Annotated in this window: 14 protein-coding genes; 9 read left to right on the top strand and 5 right to left on the bottom strand. The window is 62.0% G+C overall.

The features are described from left to right. Positions 1-75 precede the first annotated feature (75 nt). On the bottom strand, positions 76-1,899 hold the full coding sequence (glmS, locus tag AC0L3D_RS11405) for a glutamine--fructose-6-phosphate transaminase (isomerizing) (RefSeq protein WP_027155143.1): 1,824 nt from the start codon (positions 1,897-1,899) through the stop codon (positions 76-78). A 157-nt stretch (positions 1,900-2,056) separates the two neighbouring features. Continuing rightward, the gene (glmU, locus tag AC0L3D_RS11400; protein ID WP_473644370.1) at positions 2,057-3,418 is read right to left on the bottom strand and encodes a bifunctional UDP-N-acetylglucosamine diphosphorylase/glucosamine-1-phosphate N-acetyltransferase GlmU; all 1,362 of its coding nucleotides are present in this window, start codon (positions 3,416-3,418) and stop codon (positions 2,057-2,059) included. Between the two features lie 383 nt (positions 3,419-3,801). On the opposite strand from glmU, the gene AC0L3D_RS11395 reads away from it, so the two are divergent. After that, positions 3,802-5,484, top strand: coding sequence for a caspase family protein (locus tag AC0L3D_RS11395; RefSeq protein WP_473644368.1), 1,683 nt, complete (start codon positions 3,802-3,804; stop codon positions 5,482-5,484). A 68-nt stretch (positions 5,485-5,552) separates the two neighbouring features. Here the strand turns inward: AC0L3D_RS11395 and AC0L3D_RS11390 are convergent, their stop codons facing one another. Then, the gene (locus tag AC0L3D_RS11390) at positions 5,553-6,299 is read right to left on the bottom strand and encodes a cytochrome c biogenesis CcdA family protein (RefSeq protein ID WP_023801091.1); all 747 of its coding nucleotides are present in this window, start codon (positions 6,297-6,299) and stop codon (positions 5,553-5,555) included. A 429-nt stretch (positions 6,300-6,728) separates the two neighbouring features. Here AC0L3D_RS11390 and topA point away from each other — a divergent pair, with 429 nt between their 5' ends. From topA to rpmG, 7 genes are all read left to right on the top strand, one after another. Further along, on the top strand, positions 6,729-9,368 hold the full coding sequence (gene topA / locus AC0L3D_RS11385; protein ID WP_128168997.1) for a type I DNA topoisomerase: 2,640 nt from the start codon (positions 6,729-6,731) through the stop codon (positions 9,366-9,368). A 6-nt stretch (positions 9,369-9,374) separates the two neighbouring features. After that, positions 9,375-11,681: a ribonuclease R gene (gene rnr, locus AC0L3D_RS11380; RefSeq protein WP_023801089.1), complete on the top strand. Its 2,307-nt coding sequence runs from the start codon at positions 9,375-9,377 to the stop codon at positions 11,679-11,681. Further along, positions 11,681-12,133 carry a DUF983 domain-containing protein gene (locus AC0L3D_RS11375; RefSeq protein ID WP_023801088.1) on the top strand — a complete coding sequence of 151 codons (453 nt, stop codon included), beginning with the start codon at positions 11,681-11,683 and terminating at the stop codon, positions 12,131-12,133. Before rnr ends, AC0L3D_RS11375 begins: the two co-directional genes overlap by 1 nt. A gap of 73 nt (positions 12,134-12,206) precedes the next feature. Further along, on the top strand, positions 12,207-12,941 hold the full coding sequence (locus AC0L3D_RS11370; protein ID WP_473644365.1) for an NUDIX hydrolase: 735 nt from the start codon (positions 12,207-12,209) through the stop codon (positions 12,939-12,941). A gap of 21 nt (positions 12,942-12,962) precedes the next feature. Next, entirely contained in the window at positions 12,963-14,138 is a 1,176-nt protein-coding gene (locus AC0L3D_RS11365) for an MFS transporter (RefSeq protein ID WP_023801086.1), read from the top strand. Positions 14,139-14,243: 105 nt separating this feature from the next. After that, a complete protein-coding gene (locus tag AC0L3D_RS11360; protein ID WP_473644363.1) occupies positions 14,244-14,699 on the top strand; it encodes a YqfO family protein in 456 nt (151 codons plus the stop codon). A gap of 242 nt (positions 14,700-14,941) precedes the next feature. Next, positions 14,942-15,109, top strand: coding sequence for a 50S ribosomal protein L33 (gene rpmG, locus AC0L3D_RS11355; protein ID WP_006201775.1), 168 nt, complete (start codon positions 14,942-14,944; stop codon positions 15,107-15,109). Between the two features lie 389 nt (positions 15,110-15,498). Here the strand turns inward: rpmG and AC0L3D_RS11350 are convergent, their stop codons facing one another. Both AC0L3D_RS11350 and AC0L3D_RS11345 read right to left on the bottom strand, forming a co-directional pair. Beyond that, the gene (locus AC0L3D_RS11350) at positions 15,499-16,872 is read right to left on the bottom strand and encodes a PleD family two-component system response regulator (protein ID WP_023801084.1); all 1,374 of its coding nucleotides are present in this window, start codon (positions 16,870-16,872) and stop codon (positions 15,499-15,501) included. Between the two features lie 33 nt (positions 16,873-16,905). After that, positions 16,906-17,262 (bottom strand): response regulator, encoded by a 357-nt coding sequence (locus AC0L3D_RS11345; RefSeq protein ID WP_287247952.1) that lies wholly within the window; start codon positions 17,260-17,262, stop codon positions 16,906-16,908. Positions 17,263-17,511: 249 nt separating this feature from the next. Between AC0L3D_RS11345 and AC0L3D_RS11340 the strand changes: the two genes are divergently transcribed. Then, positions 17,512-17,811 (top strand): DUF3572 domain-containing protein, encoded by a 300-nt coding sequence (locus tag AC0L3D_RS11340; protein WP_027156292.1) that lies wholly within the window; start codon positions 17,512-17,514, stop codon positions 17,809-17,811. Positions 17,812-17,818 lie beyond the last annotated feature (7 nt).

Raw genomic sequence — 17,818 nt, 5'->3', positions numbered from 1 at the left:
CACCGCAGCGCTGGTTGCGGCGCGACATTAATGAACCGCATCCGGCTTTGGAACTGCGAATTTTTTAAACCACGCCTATTCCACAGTCACCGATTTCGCCAGGTTGCGCGGCTGGTCGACGTCGGTGCCCATGAACACCGCGGTGAAATAGGCCAGCATCTGGATCGGCAGCGCGTAGATGATCGGCGAGATGATTTCCGGCACGTCCGGCAGCACGATCGTCTCCATCGTCTTCACCGTGGCGTGCGCGGCACCCTTGCTGTCGGTGATCAGGATGATCTTGCCGCCGCGCGCCGCCACTTCCTGCATGTTCGACACGGTTTTTTCAAAAATGCGGTCATGCGGGGCAATGACGATCACCGGCATGTTCTCGTCGATCAGCGCGATCGGCCCGTGCTTCAGCTCGCCGGCAGCATAGCCCTCGGCATGGATATAGGAGATTTCCTTGAGCTTCAGCGCCCCTTCCATGGCCAGCGGGAAATTGGTATCGCGGCCAAGATAAAGCACGTTCTTGTAGTGCGAGAGGTCGCGCGCAACCTTTTCGATCTGGCCGTCGAGTTTCAGGACCTGGTTGGCATAGCGTGGCGCTTCCGACAGCTGGCGAACCAGCGTCGTCTCCTGTTCCTGCGAAATCGTTCCGCGCGCCACGCCCGCCCGCACGGCAAGCGAGGCCAGCACCGACAATTGACAGGTGAAGGCCTTGGTCGAGGCGACGCCGATCTCCGGCCCGGCCAGCGTCGGCAGGATGACGTCGGATTCGCGCGCCATCGTCGATTCGCGGACATTGACGACCGCGCCGATCTTCATGCCCGCCTTGCGGCAATAGCGCAGCGAGGCCAGCGTGTCGGCGGTCTCGCCCGATTGCGAGATGAAGAAGGCGGCGTCTGTCTTCGACAGCGGCATTTCACGGTAACGGAATTCCGAAGCGACATCGATGTCGACCGGCAGCCGCGCATAGCGCTCGAACCAGTATTTGCTGATCAGGCCGGCCAGATAGGCAGTGCCGCAGGCCGAAATCGCCAGCCGGTCGATTTTGGCGAAATCGAACGGCAGGTCGAGCGGCTTCGAGACGCCGCCAACGAAATCCACATAATGCGCCAGCGTGTGCGAGATCACCTCGGGCTGTTCATGGATTTCCTTCTCCATGAAATGGCGCCGGTTGCCCTTGTCGACCATGAAGCTGGTGCTGAGCGACTGCTGGCGCTTGCGGTCGACCTTGTTGCCGTCCATGTCGAAGATGGCGACGTCGTTGCGGCGCACCACCGCCCAGTCGCCATCCTCCAGATAGGTGATCGAATTGGTGAAGGGGGCAAGCGCGATAGCGTCGGAGCCCAAAAACATCTCGCCATCACCATGGCCGACGGCCAGCGGTGGGCCGTTGCGCGCGCCAACGATGAGATCCTCGTCGCCCCTGAACATGATGGCCAGCGCAAAGGCGCCTTCCAGCCGCTTCAGCGCCTGGTGCGCGGCCTCGACCGGCTGCAGGCCCCTGGCCAGTTCGCGCCCGACCAGATGTGCGACGACCTCGGTATCGGTCTGCGATGAAAATGTGTAGCCGTCGCGCATCAGCTCGTCGCGCAATTCGGCGAAATTCTCAATGATGCCGTTGTGGACGATGGCGACGCCGTCGGAAAAATGCGGATGCGCATTGGTCTCGTTGGGCACGCCGTGCGTCGCCCAGCGCGTGTGGCCGATGCCGATCATGCCGTCGAGCGGTTCGTCCTTCAGCCGGCGTTCGAGATTGATCAGCTTGCCCTCGGCGCGGCGACGCGCCAGCTGGCCGTGCTCGACAGTGGCGACGCCGGCCGAATCATAACCGCGATATTCGAGCCTTTTCAGCGCATCGACGATGAGCGGCGCGACCGGCGAGTGACTGACAATTCCGACGATGCCGCACATAGACGTTGCCCTCGATTCCGGCTGAAAACCCGGCGCCATTTAGGGTTGGCCGGGCTGCCGCAAAAATCACATTGCGCTTCGTTCCGTATCAGCCGGAACGGTTCTGCACAAATGCACCATGACAGGGCGCTCTTGCAATCCGGTTACAGCAGCCAGGCTAGCCTTTTTTCCGGGCCGCCGCAGCCGCAGCAAAACGCTCGCGCAATTCCTTGCCTTTGCCAGGCAGCGTCCTCTGGCGGGCGCGGCCGAAGGCGAGCGCATCGTCGGGCACGCTTTCGGTGATCACGCTGCCCGAAGCGACGTAGCCGCCCTTGCCGATTGTGACAGGCGCCACCAGCGACGAATTCGAGCCGACGAAGGCGCCTTCGCCGATGTCGGTGAAGAATTTCGAGTAGCCGTCATAATTGCAGGTGATGGTTCCAGCGCCAATATTGGCGCCGGCGCCGACGCGGGCATCGCCGATATAGGTCAGGTGATTGACCTTGGCGCCCTCCTCGACCGTCGCCTGCTTGACCTCGCAGAAATTGCCGACCTTGGCTTTTTGCCGGAGATCGGCGCCCGGCCGCAGCCGTGCAAACGGGCCGACATCGCAATTCGAAGCGATCGTGGCGCCCTCAATATGGCTGAAGGCATGGATCCTGGCGCCGGTGGCGATTGTCACGCCCGGTCCGAACCAGACATTGGGCTCAACGATCGTATCGGCGCCGATCTCGGTATCGTATGAAAAGAATACGGTTTCGGGCGCGATGAGGGAAACCCCGGAGAGCATGGCTTCGCGCCGCCGGCGCGCCTGCCAGATGCCTTCCGCCGCAGCGAGTTCGGCACGGTTGTTGATGCCGAGCACATTCTCAAAGCCGGCTTCTGCGGCGATGACATTAAGGCCTTGCCCGCTTGCGATCTCGACGATGTCGGTGAGGTAATATTCGCCCTTGGCGTTGTCGTTGCCGACCTGGTCGAGCAGCTGCAGCGCGTGCTTGCCTGCAACCGCCATCAGCCCGCCATTGCAGAAGGTGATTTTCTTCTCCTCGTCGGTGCAGTCCTTTTCCTCGCGGATGGCGATGAGCTTGCCGCCCTTTTCGATCAGCCGGCCATAGCCGGACGGATTTGAGCTGCGGAAGCCGACCACAACGACGGCAGCGCCATCAGTCAGCTTCAGGCGCGCAGCCGTCAGCACCTCCGGATCGATCAGCGGCGTATCGCCGAACATGACGAGGATGTCGTCGTAACCCTTTGAGATCGCATCGCGAGCCGCCAGCGCGGCATGCGCCGTGCCGAGCCGCTTGTCCTGGACGAAGGTCTCCGCCTTCGGCGCGAACTTTTGCGTGGCCTTGCGCATCTCGTCGGCGCCATGGCCGATCACCAGCGCCAGATCGCCGCTGCCTGCGGCTTCCGCAGCCTTGACGACATGGGCGACCATCGGCAGGCCAGCGATCGGGTGCAGCACTTTTGGCACGGCGCTTTTCATGCGCGTGCCTTCGCCGGCGGCGAGAATGACGGACAGGCAGGTTCTCTGGCTCATGGAATGCGACCGTATGAAGAGGGTTGGGAATCAAGGCATGTCTAGCCCAGAATTTCACTAGCATTTGGCGCCATGCTGCACCAATGCGGTTAAATTCCGGTGAGGTGGTCGAGCAACTGACTTTTGATCAGTAGGTCTAGGCGGGCGATCAGGTGGTTACCCTACATCTCCGGTTTCAGCTTTTGCAGCGGCTGCAGCCGCCAAGCCTTGGCGTTTGCGCGGAAATTGGCATCGGAGATGGAATGAATTCAAACAGCCACCCTGCACGACTTACGCTCCTTACGTGGAAGCATGGGCAATGATCTGGCCATTTCCTGCCAGTGATAGGTCTTTTCCGTTATATTAGCATCTGATACGTTCGCTCGGGGGGAGTTGTTCCTGCCATGCGCAGCGTTCGTTTTATCCTCATCTTATTGTTTACAGCTGTTTCGGCGGATGCGCTCGCAGATAGGCGCGTTGCGCTGGTGATGGGTAATTCGGCGTACCAAAACGTACACGGACTTCCTAACCCCACGAACGATGCCAGCGACATGACCGCCAAATTGAAAGATTTGGGCTTCGAGGTAGTGACCGGTCTGGATCTCGATTTGGCCAGGATGCGTGTCACGATACGGAACTTTACCAAGAAGCTCGATAGGGCGGACATTGCGCTGTTCTATTATTCCGGGCATGGCCTGCAGGTTAACGGCAACAATTATATGGCGCCTGTGGATGCTCACCTGTCGTCCTATGACGACCTCGATTTCGAGACACTGCCGATGGACCTTGTTCTTGCGGCGATGGAGCGCGCTTCTAAGGTCAATCTTGTCTTCCTCGATGCCTGCCGGGACAACCCGCTCGCCGAGAATCTTGCCCGGTCGATGGGAACACGATCCGGTTCTGTGGGTCGGGGTCTAGCCAAGCTTGGCAGCGGTGTCGGTTCTCTCATCGCATTCGCAACGCAGCCGGGCAACGTGGCATTCGACGGGTCAGGTAGAAACTCCCCCTTCACAACTGCATTGCTCAGGCACCTCGGCACGCCGGGGCAGGATATCACCCGCGACCTCGTTCATGTGCGACGAGATGTGCTCGAAGCGACGTATGGAAAGCAAGTTCCATGGGACAATTCCTCGCTCACGGGCGATGTGGTGTTGAATCCTCTCCCGATTCAGGAGCCGAAGGCGGAATCCGCCCGCACGCCGGTACCAGTCGGGCCTGACAATGCGGTTGAGATCGCTTATTGGGAAACGATCAAGGACTCGGCGGACAAGAGTTTCTTTCAAGCGTACCTACAGCAATATCCGAATGGCGCGTTTGTAGCCCTAGCCAAGTTAAAGATCGACGCAATAAACAGTCGGGTCGATTTGCAACGGCAGGCGACTGAACGACAAAAGGCAGAACAAGATCGCGTGCAAGGGAGGCCTGTCGCAAAGGCTTCAGACGACGTCAAGACCGTCGCCAGGCTTGAACATCCCAATCCGGAAGTCCAACCGGAGAGGTCTTCAGTAGATTCTGATGGCTCCGGCGAACTTGCTCTTTCCACCCAGAGGGAGTTGGCCCGAATCGGATGCCTTACTGGCCAGGTCGACGGAAAATGGGGTTCCGCCAGCCAGAAAGCTTTGAACGACTATGCGAAGCGGCAAGGGATTAAGCTCGCGTCGGTCGAGCCGACGGGCGACCTTCTAAAAGGGCTGAAAGCAATTCGGGCTAGGGTCTGCCCCCTTCTTTGTGCTGACGGAATGGAGGCACGAGAGGGTCGTTGCACGGGTGCAGGGTCTGCCGGTTTAAGTGCTTTCGACGGAAGATGGGCTTTGACGAGACGTGCCACCAATTCGTTGTGCGGGTGGCGGGAGATTACAGCAAATGTTTCGATCAAAAGCGGTAAGATTTCTGCCCCAAAGTGGGAAGGAAAAATCGCGAGCGATGGCACCTTAAGAATAATACATCGCTTTGTTCACGAGGGGAAAAAAGAAAGCAATATTTTAAACGGAAAGATAAACGGTAACAGAGGTAAAGGGAAATTCTACCATGTAGGCGGAGAGTGTGCAGGCGTTGTTGAAATAGACAAAATGGCACCAATTCAGTAGCAGTATCTTTGTCGCAGATTGAGTATAGGTCAAATTCTGTGGGCCAGCATGGGTTTGCGGGTACAGACCTACCCCAACTGCCCCAGCACCGGGAAATTCTCCAGCAGCCAGTAGGATGCAGCCTGCACGCCGCCGGTCAGAAAAAGCACGCCCGCGACGACCAGCAGCGCGCCCATTGCCTTTTCGACGCGGCCGAGATGGACGCGGAATTTTGCGAGAAAGCGCATGAAGGCGCCGGAAAACAGCGCCGCGACCAGGAACGGTATGCCGAGGCCAAGCGAATAGGCGGCAAGCAGAGCCGCGCCCTCGCCGACCGTCTCGCGGCCGCCGGCCAGCGTCAGGATCGGCCCCAGCACCGGTCCGATGCAGGGTGTCCAGCCGAAGGCGAAGGCCAGTCCCATGACATAGGCGGCAACGATACTGGCCGGCTTGCCCTGCGACTGGAAGCGCGCCTCGCGCGACAGCATCGGGATGCGCAATATGCCGAGAAAGTTCAGACCCATCAGGATGATCAGCACGCCAGCCGCCATCCCCAGCGGCTCCTGCCAGACGCGCAGCAGCCGGCCAATGGTCGAGGCGCCGGCGCCCAGCGCCACGAAGACGGTCGAGAAGCCGAGAACAAAGGCGATCGAGGCAAAAAGCAGCGCGCCGCGTGCGTCGGCCTTGGCGGTGACGCCGGCATTGCCGCGGAAATCATCGACCGACACGCCGGCCATATAGCAGAGATAGGGCGGCACCAGCGGCAGCACGCAAGGCGACAGGAACGAGATCGCCCCCGCCCCGACCGCGCTGACATAGCCGATATCCAACGCCATTCCCGAACTCCTGATGGTTTGCGCTGCCATATAGCCGCGACCGCGCCGATCCGCCAATCACCATCGCGTGGCAAGTCGCAGACGGCCGCTTGCCACGCCTGTCTCGCCCGTCAACGTCGCATCATGCCGCCCGTCTCTTCAAACCAGGGCTGGCGCGTGATCGATGTTTCTCTTATATCGGCGGAAGTATTTGTCCCGTTCTCCCGGATTCATTGCCGGTTTGTCCAACGATCAGGGCAGCCGCTCTCCCTATCCAGGATAGCGGATATCACATGACGCATCCCTAGGTTGCGCGCTCAAAGCAGGACTGCATTTTGGGCGCTTCCCCTTGACCGGATGCAAAAGCACGGCCATGTGAGCGACAATTATACGAGATTTCGTCGCGCGCAGCGGAATTCTTCTGCCGCACCACAGCTGATATGAGACCTCATGGACGTCGTCGTCGTCGAATCGCCGGCCAAAGCGAAGACAATCAACAAGTACCTCGGAAAGAACTACAAGGTCCTGGCCTCGTTCGGCCACGTCCGCGATCTGCCGGCCAAGGATGGCTCGGTGCGTCCGGACGAGGATTTTGCCATGTCCTGGGCTGTCGACACCGCCTCGAGCAAACGTCTTGCCGACATCGCCAAGGCGGTCAAGGACGCCGACGGCCTGATCCTCGCCACCGACCCGGATCGCGAGGGCGAAGCCATTTCCTGGCATGTTCTGGAAGTGCTGAAGCAGAAGCGCGCGCTGAAGGACAAGCCGGTCAGCCGCGTCGTCTTCAACGCCATCACCAAATCGTCGGTGCTGGAAGCGATGGCCAATCCGCGCCAGATCGATGCGCCGCTGGTCGACGCCTATCTCGCCCGCCGCGCGCTCGACTATCTCGTCGGCTTCACGCTGTCGCCCGTGCTGTGGCGCAAGCTGCCGGGCGCCCGCTCCGCCGGCCGCGTCCAGTCGGTGGCACTGCGCCTCGTCTGCGACCGCGAATTGGAAATCGAGCGCTTCATCCGCGAGGAATACTGGCAGATCGCCGCCATTCTCGGCACGCCGCGCAAGGATAATTTCGAGGCGCGGCTGACCGCCTTCGATCGCAAGAAACTGCAAAAGCTCGACATTTCGAACAAGGCGCAGGCCGACGACATCAAGGCGATGCTGGATGGCGCGACCTTCAAGGCGCTGTCGGTCGAAGCCAAGCCGACCAGGCGCAATCCAGGCCCGCCCTTCACCACCTCGACGCTGCAGCAGGCCGCCTCCTCGCGCCTCGGTTTTTCGGCAAGCCGCACCATGCAGGTGGCGCAGCGGCTCTATGAAGGCATGGACATCGGCGGCGAGACCACCGGCCTGATCACCTATATGCGAACCGACGGCGTGCAGATGGCGCCCGAGGCGATATCAGCCGCGCGCGATGCGATCGCAAAAGAGTTCGGCCCAAAATACCTGCCCGAAAAGCCGCGCAACTACACCACCAAGGCCAAGAACGCCCAGGAAGCGCACGAAGCCATCCGCCCGACCGACTTCATGCGCACGCCGGCTTCGGTCAGGCAATATCTCGATGCCGACCAGGCGCGGCTTTACGAGATTGTCTGGAAACGCGCCATCGCCAGCCAGATGCAGCCAGCCGAGATCGAGCGCACCACGGTCGAAATCGAGGCGGTCAACGGCGCCCGCAGCGCGGAGCTTCGCGCCGTCGGTTCGGTCGTTCGCTTCGATGGCTTCATTGCCGCCTATACCGACCAGAAGGACGAGGATGCGGAAGACGAGGAAGACCGCCGTCTGCCCGAGATCCGTGCCGGCGAACAGCTCGACCGCGAGGCCATCAACGCCACCCAGCACACCACCGAACCGCCGCCGCGCTATTCGGAAGCCTCGCTGATCAAGAAGCTGGAAGAGCTCGGCATCGGCCGGCCGTCGACCTACACGGCGATCCTGAAGACGCTGGAGGACCGCGACTACGTCAGCATGGACAAGCGCAAGCTGTTGCCGCAGGCCAAGGGCCGACTGTTGTCGGCCTTCCTCGAGAGCTTCTTCGAGCGCTATGTCGAATATGACTTCACCGCCTCGCTCGAGGAAAAACTCGACGAGATTTCCGACGGCAAGCTCGCCTGGAAGGATGTGCTGCGCGATTTCTGGAAGGATTTTTCAGGCGCCGTCGCCGACATCAAGGAATTGCGCGTCACCGACGTGCTCGACGCCCTCAACGAGGAACTGGCGCCTCTGGTGTTTCCCGCACGGGAAGACGGTTCAAATCCGCGGATCTGCCCGAAATGCGGCACCGGCAACCTGTCGCTGAAGCTCGGCAAATTCGGCGCCTTTGTCGGCTGCTCGAACTATCCCGAATGCTCCTTCACCCGCCAGCTCGGCGACGCCGCCAACCCCAATGCCGAAAACGGCAATGGCGAGGATGGCACCAAGGTGCTGGGCAAGGACCCCTACACAGCGGAGGAAATCACGCTGCGCAGTGGTCGTTTCGGGCCCTATGTCCAGCGCGGCGACGGCAAGGAAGCCAAGCGCTCCAGCCTGCCCAAGGGCTGGACCGTCGATTCGATCGACCACGAAAAAGCCCTCGCCCTGCTGTCGCTGCCGCGCGACGTCGGCAAGCATCCGGAATCCGGCAAGATGATCTCGGCCGGGCTGGGGCGCTACGGTCCGTTCGTGCTGCATGACGGCACCTACGCCAATCTCGACAACATCGAGGACGTGTTCTCGATCGGTCTCAACCGCGCCGTGTCGGTGATCGCCGAGAAGCAGTTGAAAGGCCCCGGCGGTCGCAATGGCGGCACGCCCGCCGCCTTGAAGGAACTTGGCGAGCATCCGGCGGGCGGCGGCAAGATCGTCGTGCGTGACGGCAAATACGGGCCTTATGTTAATTTCGGCAAGGTCAATGCGACGCTGCCGAAGGGCAAGGACCCGCAGTCGGTGACGATCGAAGACGCGGTGGCGCTGATTGCCGAAAAGGAAGCCAAGGGCGGCAATGGCGGCAGAAAGCCCTTCCGCAAAGCGGCCGCACCTGCCAAAAAGCCTGCGGCCAAAAAACCGGCGGCCCAAAAAATGGCGGCCAAGAAAGTGGCCAACAAAAAGGGATAGTGCATCGTGGCGCGCAGGGTATCCGGAAGAAGTCATGGCGATCTGCGCACCGCCGACACCCGGGCCAAGGTCAAGGATGATTACCGGCCGTCCCGCGACGAAATCCTACGCTATATCGCCGAAAATCCGGATCGCTCAGGCAAACGCGACATCGCCAAGGCGTTCGCACTGCGCGGCGAGGACCGTATCTGGCTGAAGGACGTTTTGCGCGACTTGCAGGATGAAGGCCTGCTGACCAAGGAGCGCAAGCGGCTCGCCCGCGTCGGCTCCCTCGCCCATGTCGCCGTGCTCGACATCTTTGGCCGCGATGCCGACGGCGTGCTTTTGGCGCACCCAACCGAAGCGGTGGGCAACGGCGAGCCTCCTGTCATAGCGATACGCGTGTCGCGCGGCGGCGGCGGCCCGACACCGGGCATTGGCGACCGCGTGCTGGCCAAGACCTTTCCAACCGATGATGCGACCGGCCCTGCCTATACCGGGCGGGTGATGAAGATCTTCGAGAAGCGCACCGATGCTGTTCTCGGCGTTTTTCGCGTGCTGCAGGACGGTACCTTCCGCATCGAGCCTGTCGAAAGGCGCCAGCCGGAGCTGGTCGTCGACAAGGAATTCCAGAACGGCGCCAAGAACGGCGATCTGGTCGAGGTCGAGCCGGCGCGGGCCTCCCGCTACGGGCTGCCCAGGGCCAAGGTGCTGGCGGTGCTGGGTTCGCTGACCAGCGAAAAGGCGGTCTCGATGATCGCCATCCACGCGCACGACATTCCGCATATTTTCCCGGCAGACGTCATCGCCGAGGCGGAGGCGGTCAAACCGGCGACGGTGGCCGGCCGCGAAGACTGGCGCGACCTGCCGCTGATCACCATCGATCCGGCCGACGCCAAGGACCATGACGACGCCGTGTTCGCGACAGCAGATCCAGACGAGAAGAACCCCGGCGGCGTGGTCGTTACCGTGGCGATTGCCGATGTCGCCGCTTACGTGCGCTATGGCACCGCGCTCGACCGCGAGGCGCTGAAGCGTGGCAACTCGGTCTATTTCCCGGATCGCGTCGTGCCGATGCTGCCGGAGCGCATCTCCAACGACCTTTGTTCGCTGCGCGAAGGCCAGGACCGCCCGGCGCTGGCGGTCCGCATGACCTTCTCGGCCGATGGCCGCAAGCTCAGGCATTCGTTCCACCGCATCATGATGAAATCGGCGGCAAAACTCGCCTATCGCCAGGCGCAGGCCGCGATCGACGGCGCGCCGGACGACAAGACCGGCCCGATTCTCGACACGGTGATGAAGCCGCTGTGGGACGCCTATGCCGTGGTGAAGCGCGGTCGTGAGACGCGCCAGCCGCTTGAGCTCGAACTGCCGGAGCGGAAAATCCTGCTCAAGGAGGACGGCACCGTTGACCGCGTCGTCGTGCCGGAGCGGCTCGACGCGCACAAGCTGATCGAAGAATTCATGATCCAGGCCAATGTCGCGGCGGCCGAGACGCTGGAGGCGAAACGACAGGCGCTGGTCTACCGCATCCATGACGCACCTTCGCTGGCCAAGCAGGAATCGCTGCGTGAATTCCTGCAGACGCTTGGCCTTTCGCTGGCGCGCGGCGCCCAGATGCGGCCAAACCAGTTCAACGGCATCCTGGATCGCGTCCGCGGCGCCGACCATGAGGGGCTGGTCAACGAGGTGGTGCTGCGCACGCAGATGCAGGCCGAATATTCGCCAAGCAATATCGGTCATTTCGGCCTCAACCTGAAACGCTATGCGCACTTCACCTCGCCGATCCGCAGATATGCCGACCTGATCGTGCATCGCGGGCTGATTGCCGCGCTCGGCTTCGGTGAAGGCGGACTGACGCAGGATGAAGCGGAGCGGCTGGAAGAAGTTTCTGCGCTGATCTCAGCCACCGAGCGCCGCGCCATGGCCGCCGAGCGCGACACGGTCGACCGGCTGATCGCCGCCTATCTGGCAGAGCGTGTCGACGATCGCTTCGATGCACGCATTTCGGGCGTCACCAAATCGGGACTATTTGTCCAATTGCCGCAGTATGGCGCAGATGGTTTCATTCCGGTGTCAAGTCTGGGCGGCGATTACTATATATACGACGAAACTGCCCGATCGCTTTTCGGAGAACGCACCGGCAAGGGCTATCAGCTTGCCGACCGCGTCGAGGTTCGCCTGATCGAGGTGGCGCCTATGGCCGGCGCGATGCGTTTCGAGATGCTGACCGACCCAAAGCCGCTGCCCGGCTCCAAACGGTCGTTTCACAAGGCCAAGGGCCGCGCCCGTGCGTCGCAATCGCGTCCAGGCTCGCGCGGCAGGAGACGGTAATGCCAAGCGATCTGAAAAAGAACGAACAGGTTTTCGGCGGCCAACAGCACTCGGGCCGGATCGCCCGCCCGCTGTGGACGGCGATGAAGCGTGGCGCGCTTGGCCGTTGCCCGCATTGCGGCGAGGGAAAGCTGTTTCGCGCCTTCGTCAAGACCGTCGACAAATGCGATCATTGCGGCGAGGCGCTTCATCACCACCGCGCCGACGACCTGCCGGCCTACCTGGTGGTGGCCATCGTCGGCCACATCGTGCTCGGCGCCTTCATGGGTGTCGAAGCGGCCTCCACTCTGTCCACATGGCAGCACGTCGCCATCTGGGTGCCGCTGACCATCCTCATGGCGATCGTCTTGCTGCAGCCGGTCAAGGGCGCCGTCATCGGCCTGCAATGGGCGTTCTATATGCACGGCTTCGGCGGGGAAGAAGATCAGATCGAGTCGCATCCCGAGGCTTGAAACCGAGGCTGGCGCAAATCGGCATGGCTGGACGCCACTTTCGCATCGAAGAAGATTCCGCTAGGTCGTGCGCATGGACGTTATGACCAAGGCGGAAGTCGACAAGGTTGAGCCGATCGCGCTCGACGCCAGGCCTATACGCCCGCGCGACGCCGCGACGCTGATCCTGCTCGACCGCAAGGGCGCCGAGTTCCTGGTGCTGATGGGCAGGCGCCACGCCCGTCACGCCTTCATGCCGGGGAAATTCGTCTTTCCCGGTGGCCGTACCGATCCGGCCGACAGCCGAATTCCCGTTGCCACAGCGCTGCACCCTGAGGAGCAGGCGAGGCTGACTGCCGGCGTCGGCCGCACCAGCCCGGCCCGCGCCCGCGCCATCGCCCTGTCGGCGATTCGCGAGACCTATGAAGAAGCCGGCCTGCTGATCGGCCAGAAGGGCGCCTTCGCCACGACCAGGCGCGATTGGCAGGGTTTCGCCGAGCACGGCGTAAGACCGTCGCTGGAAGCGCTGCGCTTCATCGCGCGCGCCATCACCCCGCCCAACCGGGTGCGGCGCTTCGACACGCGCTTCTTCAGCGCCTGGCGCGGAGACGTCGCCGTGGAGCTGCCGGACGGCGGTCCGACCAACGAGCTGGAGGAACTGGTCTGGCTGCCGCTCGCCAAGGCCAGAGAAGCTGATGTGCCCGACATCACCAGGGCTATCCTGGGGGAGCTGGAAAAGCGGCTCGTCGACGATCCGCTGCTGCGCCCCGGTGGTTCCGTGCCGTTCTACCGGCTTGTCGGCAATCGCTTCGTTCGCGAAATTCTGTAGAACATAGAGCATTCACATCCCATGACAGTCGATACCCAGCAAGAGGTCGAAGAACGCGTCCATTGGCTGCCAATGATCGCGGCGATCTCGTCGATCAGCGTCGTCGGTATCGCCATCGGCCTCGGCATGCCGCTGCTCAGCGTCATTCTCGAAACGCGCGGCCATTCGGCGTCGATGATCGGCTTCAACACCGCTGTCGCCGGCCTGGCCTCGATCGCCGGCGCACCGCTCGCCACCCCGCTGGCGATGCGGTTCGGCGTCGCCAGGACGATGCTCGCCATGATCGCCACCGGAGTGCTGGCCTTTGTCGGCTTCCATTTCGCACCGGACTTCTGGATGTGGTTTCCGTTGCGCGTCCTGCTGCACATCGCGCTGACGGTGCTTTTCATCCTGTCGGAATTCTGGATCAGCACATCGGCGCCGCCGCACCGGCGCGGTCTCGTCCTCGGCATCTACGCCACCGTGCTGTCGCTCGGCTTTGCCGCCGGGCCGTGGCTGTTCGCCCAACTCGGCAGCGCTGGCTTCCTGCCCTTCGGCGTCATCATGGCGCTGGTGACGCTGGCCGCCATTCCAGTTCTGGCGGCCCGCAACGAGAGCCCGACGATCGTCTCCAACGGCGAAACCAGCAACTTCCTGCGCTACATCTGGTTGGTGCCGACGGCGACCGCTGCGGTGCTGGTGTTCGGCGCGGTCGAGACCGGTGGCTTTGCGCTGTTTCCCGTCTATGGCAACCGCATCGGCTACTCCGAGGCCGATGCCGCCCTGCTGCTCACCATGATCGGCCTCGGCAACGTGCTGTTGCAGATCCCGCTCGGCATGATCAGCGACCGGGTCAGCGACCGCCGTTATCTGCTTCTGGCCTGTGCAACCATCGGGCTTGCCGGCACCATCTTCATGCCGCACTTCGCGCAGAACTGGCATCTGATGGCGGCGCTTCTGTTCGTCTGGGGCGGCGTCGTCGCGGCCATGTACACGATCGGCCTGGCCCATCTCGGCTCGCAGCTTTCCGGCCACGACCTGGCCTCGGCCAACGCTGCCTTCGTGCTCTGCTACGGTGTCGGCATGGTGCTCGGCCCGCAGGCGATCGGCATCGGCATGGACCTTTTCGGCCCCTCCGGTTTCGGCTGGGCGCTCGGCTTGTTCTTCGCCTTCTATATCGCGCTGGTCGGCGCCAGGCTCATCCGAAAAATCCTGTAGAAAGACCCGATCGATGCCTCAGGTGGCGCAAGGCTGCTGACATAACCGTGTCAGCAGCACCTGGGTAGATTGTCAGCAACACGCCACGAAATTGAGGATGCCGCCATGATCGACTCCGGGTTTGAAACGAAATCGCTGCGGATGGAATTGCTGCTGCTTGTGACCTTCCAGGCGCCGGCTTCCGATGTCGACCGTATCATGGAAGCGGTGGTCGCGATCGCCCCGCTCACCATGGGCAAATACGACAGCAATGCCTACCAGTCGGCGCACGGCATCGAGCGCTACCGGGCGCTCGAAGGTGCTGCTGCCGGCGCCGAGACCGAATTGCGCCGACGGCATGGCACGGTGGAAGTGTCGTTCGAACTGCCCGACGACCAGGCGTTGGCCGCCCGCATCGTCGAGGCGATCTTCCAGGTCCACACCTATCAGGAGCCGGTGATCCGCATCCAGCCGATCCTCGCCAGCCGCTCCAAGGGATTGGACGACCGCTCCAACCCGAACCGCTGGCGGAACACCACGGGAGACTGGAAGAAGACCGCCCCAGTTAAAGAAGATGCGTAGAATCGCAAGCGGCCGGATGAGGGGTGCTCCAGCTTGGCACTGGCGGCACTCTGTCCAACACCTCTCTTCCGTCTCGGCGCTACGCGCCGATCCACCTTCTCCAACAAGGGGAGAAGGAAGAGGTCGCCTCACAGGGTTGACTTTCCGGGCGCGTTGTTTATGTGTCGCGCCAAGTTTCCCGCGTCCGGGTGTTTTCCCGTGCTCCAGCGGCCAAGACTCCACGAACATAATGGACTGATACAATGGCCAAAGCCGCAAACATCAAGATCAAGCTTCTGTCGACCGCCGACACCGGTTTCTTCTACGTCACCAGCAAGAACAGCCGCACCAAGACCGACAAGCTGTCGTTCCGCAAATACGATCCGGTCGCCAAGAAGCACGTCGAGTTCAAGGAAACCAAGATCAAGTAATCTGCTTTCCTGCCTAGACAAAAACGCCGCCCCGTGGGCGGCTTTTTTGTTTTCAACGCTCGAAAAGTCCAGCATTTCCAATGCTTGGCGCAGAGACTTGATGTCATTTTGAGGTTTGGGGGCCGGCCGGCGTTTGGCAGCGGTACGAGGAGGCCACTATGTGCCAGCGCCGGCCGGCCGACCCCACGGACCCAGGAGATGCGGCGGACCTGAATCATGGGGTATTCTTCGGATCGATCCGGCGATCTACCCCGGCGCCGATCCCGTCATTGGCCTGCACATTTGCGCAACAGCCTGTGAAAATCAACAATTTCTTAACCAAGCCCCGGCGAATCGCTCGCGTTAAGGTAAATTCCTAACCCTGTCACATTGACAGGATAATCAGACTTTTACGCCGCCTTGGCGACGACCCGGTTGCGGCCGGCGCTCTTGGCTTCGTAGAGCGCGAGGTCGGCCCGCTTCATCAGCCCGGCAACCGAGTCGACACCCTTCAGCACCGACGACACGCCGACGCTGACGGTAACCTCGATCGTCTTGCCGTCCTGACCGACGGCAAACGGCATCTGGGCGATTTCGGCGCGAATCCGCTCCGCCACCTTTTCGGCGACGGCGCCGTCCGTGTCCGGCATCACCACGACGAACTCCTCGCCACCGAAGCGGCAGGCGAGATCGATGCCGCGCACATTCTTGCGCAGCCGCCGCGCGAATTCGCGCAGCACCTCGTCGCCGCCGTCATGGCCATGCGTGTCGTTGACGGTCTTGAAGCGGTCGAGATCGGTGATCATAACCGACAGCGGCCGCCGCCGCGCCACGGCGCGGTCGAACAGTGTCTGCAGATGGCTGTCGAGGTAACGGCGATTGTGCAATCCCGTCAGCGGGTCGGTCACCGCCATCTCGATGGTCTGGGTGACGCTGGCGCGCAACTGGTCGTTGTAGCGCTTGCGGCGCACCTGCGTGCGCAGCCGCGCGGTCAATTCATGCTGGTCGATCGGACGCATCAGATAATCGTTGATGCCAAGCTCGAGGCCGCGGACGATGCGTCCCTCCTCACCCTGCTCCGCCAGAAGGATGATCGGCACGAAACGGGTGCGATCGAGCGAACGCAGTTGCGAGCAGAGCCTGAGCGGATCGAAATCGGCAAAACCCGTCGAGATCATCACGCATTCATAGGGCGTCTCGGCGGCCTGGAAGAAGCCCGCATGCGGATCGGTGGCGATGTCGAGGTCGGCGCTGCTGCGCAGCATCTTCTGGACGCGCTCAATGGAGGATTTGCGCTCGTCGATCAGCAGAACCTTCGGCGTGGTGTCCGCGGACGCGAAGTTGCGGCTCAACAGCTCCTCAATGCCGATATTGCGCGTGGTCGAGGCGCGCAGGCGCAGCTCATCGGTCAAAGTCTTCAGCCGGACCAGGCTTTTGACGCGGGTCATCAATTGCAGATCGTTGACCGGCTTGGTCAGAAAATCGTCCGCACCGGCCTCGAGGCCGCGCACCCGGTCCGAAACCTGGTCGAGCGCGGTGATCATGACAACCGGGATGTGCGACGTCGCCGGATCGCTCTTCAGCCGGCGGCAGACTTCGAACCCGTCCATGTCAGGCATCATCACGTCGAGCAATACGACATCGACCTTGCCGTTTTCACAGGTCTCGATCGCGTCCGGCCCGTTGGTGGCGGTCAGCACCTCGAAATATTCGGCAAGCAGCCGGACCTCGAGCAGCCTGACATTGGCAGGGATGTCGTCGACGACGAGGATCCGTGCAGTCATCTCATAATGCTCCGGCTCGGCTGGAAGGGCGCATCAGGCGTCGCCCAGGTAGGATTTGATGGTTTCGATGAAACGCGGCACCGAGATCGGCTTGGAAATATAGGCTTCGCAGCCACCCTGGCGGATACGCTCCTCATCGCCTTTCATCGCAAATGCGGTGACGGCAATGACCGGGATAACATGGAGGTCGTCGTCCTCCTTCAGCCATTTGGTCACTTCCAGCCCCGACACTTCGGGCAGCTGGATGTCCATCAAAATGAGGTCCGGCTTGTGCAGTCGCGCCAGATCCAGCGCTTCCAGACCGTTGCGCGTGCGTACCGTCTCGTAACCGCTCGCTTCAATGAGGTCGCGAAAGAGCTTCATGTTGAGCTCGTTGTCCTCGACGATCATGACCTTCTTAGGCATCAAATTCCCGTCCCGGCCTGCCTTCCGCTCGAAGGATGCCGCCATGCGCCCTCGCCGGTACGCACCAAACCCTGCTCAACTCTACCGCGAGATAATTGACGAAACGGAAACCGGCTGCCGGAAAAGCTTCGGATTTCACCGCGAACTCCGCATTGCAGAGACAGATGGCTTGCCGCAGGCGACGCTTGCGATTACTGCCAAAAACAGACTCATTCAACCCACAAGAAGGTAGTGATGGCAAACCCAGGGTCAATGCGCGAGGAAGCGGAAACCATTGCCGTGAAGGCATTGGGCTTCGTCGCCGCCGATCCGGAACTTCTGCCCCGCTTCCTGGCGATCACCGGCATCGAGGCGCATTCGATCCGCCAGGCCGCCGGCGAGCCGGGATTCCTGGCCGGCGTGCTGCAGTTCATCCTCGCCCACGAGCCGACGCTCATGCGGTTCGCGGCGGAAACCGGCACGCCGCCGGCTTCCGTCGGCAAGGCGCTGCGGGCGCTGCCGCTTGGCGACGACGACCATGAGCATTCGATATAAGCGACGA

The sequence above is a fragment of the Mesorhizobium sp. WSM4837 genome (genome assembly GCF_055811435.1).
Note: the sequence above shows the minus strand (reverse complement) of the source record. Positions and strands in the feature narration are given on the sequence as shown.